The sequence below is a fragment of the Acetatifactor sp. genome (assembly GCF_982438285.1).
The window spans coordinates 1-2,006 of record NZ_CEWDFQ010000451.1 but is presented as its reverse complement, the minus strand read 5'-3'; the positions used below and the strand labels follow the sequence as shown (position 1 = coordinate 2,006).

At 52.1% G+C, this 2,006-nt stretch carries 1 protein-coding gene and 1 pseudogene; both read left to right on the top strand.

Translation table 11 applies throughout. From position 1 onward, the window contains the following. Nucleotides 1-254: pseudogene (locus tag AC1WIP_RS15130) on the top strand (16S rRNA (adenine(1518)-N(6)/adenine(1519)-N(6))-dimethyltransferase RsmA); the annotation flags it as partial. A gap of 143 nt (nt 255-397) precedes the next feature. Continuing rightward, nucleotides 398-2,006: tetratricopeptide repeat protein (locus AC1WIP_RS15125; RefSeq protein ID WP_481142608.1), on the top strand; the 1,609-nt coding region annotated here is incomplete at its 3' end.

The window sequence follows — 2,006 nt, the reverse complement described above, 5'->3', positions numbered from 1 at the left end:
GTGCAGTGGTGCGGCTTTTGTGCCATGAGATGCCTCCTGTACAGACAAAGGACGAGGCCAGAATGTTTGCCCTGATTCGAGCATCCTTTAACCAGAGGCGAAAGACCCTGGTAAACAGTCTGGGAAATGCGGGGGAGCTGCATATCTCCAAGGAGCAGGTTTTTGAGGCGCTTGCGCAGATGGGACTTTCCCCCACGATCCGGGGCGAGTCTCTTTCTCTGGAACAATTTGCCAGACTGAACAATCTGCTGTAGGGCGCAGGGTGAATTGTTACGCTGCAAAGGCAATTTTTCCTCCGTTTATTTTGACATATCAGAGGGGACTATGATAAACTTAGGGGGAAAAGCGGGAAAGTCTGAAAACAACGAACCAAAGACCAAAAAGGGAGCGGAATACCTTGGATAAGTATGAATATAAAGTAAGGTCAGATGAAATCAAGGAGCTGATAGCACAGGGGGATTATGCCCAGGCGGCAGAGATTGCTGACACCATTGACTGGCGGAGGGTCAAAAGTGTGATGATGCTGTGCACCATCAGCGACTTATATAAAATAAACCGCAGATATGAGGACGCCAGGGATATGCTTCTTTTGGCATATGAGCGCCGTCCGGGTGGGAGGACCATCTGCTATTCTCTGTGTGAGCTTTCCATCAAAATGGAGGAATATCTGCAGGCCATAGAGTATTATAAGGAATTTGTGCAGATAGCGCCCAAGGATCCGGGGCGCTACATTCTGCAGTACAAGCTGTATGAGGCGCAGGATGTGAGTCTGGAAGAACGCATTGAGGTTTTGGAGGAGCTGAAAAAAAGAGATTACCGGGAAAAGTGGGCTTATGAGCTGGCCTACCTATATCACCGGGTAGGGCTTGCCACCCGGTGCGTGGAAGAATGTGATGAGCTGATTCTCTGGTTTGGAGAGGGAAAATATGTGATTAAGGCCATGGAGCTTAAAATGCTTCATCAGCCTCTGAGCCCTGAGCAGCAGGAGAAATACGACCATCGGTTTGATGGGCAGGCGCCGGAGATACAGACCTCAAATGCAGAAGAGGAGCAGGAGGAATACCCTGGGGAGCAAGGCGGCGAGAACCTTCAAAGCTATGGAGGCACCCAGGGATATGAAACTGTTCAGGACTATGAAACTGTCCAAGACTATGAAGCTGTCCAGGACTATGGGAATACCCGGGAGTATCCTGCGGTACAGGAAGGTATTTTAGAGGGAGAACCCCAAGAGGCCCAGGACCAAGGGGGTCAGAACCAAGAGGTTCAGAACCAAGAGGTTCAGAACCAAGAGGTTCAGGAAGAAGCCAGGCGGCCGGAGGATATGGACATCCATGTAAAGACCATGGATGTGGGACAGTATAACACGATCAATCTGCAGGAGGAGCTGGCAGCCGGCCTAAGAGAGGTGCTGGGGGAAGAGCGGGCCCACATACAGGCGGAGGCTGCCTTGGAGCCAGAGGAAGAGCAGATGGAATCCTCGGAAGTGTTTTTCGGAGAAACCGGGGAAATTGCAGACTTGGAAAACCAGGCGCAGGCGCAGACAGAGCCGGAGTCTGAGCCTGCAGCTTCATTCAAGACCGTCATAGCGGCTGAGCAGAATACAGTCACGGCATCTGAGCAGGAGCAGCCTGCAGATGGGGAGCCGGACGTCACTGGTCAGATGGTGATGGAGCAGATGCGCTCAGAAAGAGAACCTGTACAGCAGGTTATGCAGGCGGAGCCGCCCAAAGAAATGGCGGAGGTGCTTTCCCAGGAGACGGACGGACAGATCAGCTTTGTGCTGCCCGAAAGCGAGCAGGTGGAAAAGCAGATAACGGGCCAGATGAACATTGAGGACGTCCTTGCGGAATGGGAGCGCATGAAAAAGGAAAACCAGGAAAAGCGCAAGGAGGAAGTCCGCCGGCATGTGCTGCAGCAAACTGGAAATATGTTTACGGAGTTTGAGGCTTCGGTGAGGGACGGATTGCTGGAAAAGCTGGAAAGAGAAAAGGCGGATGCAGAAGAGC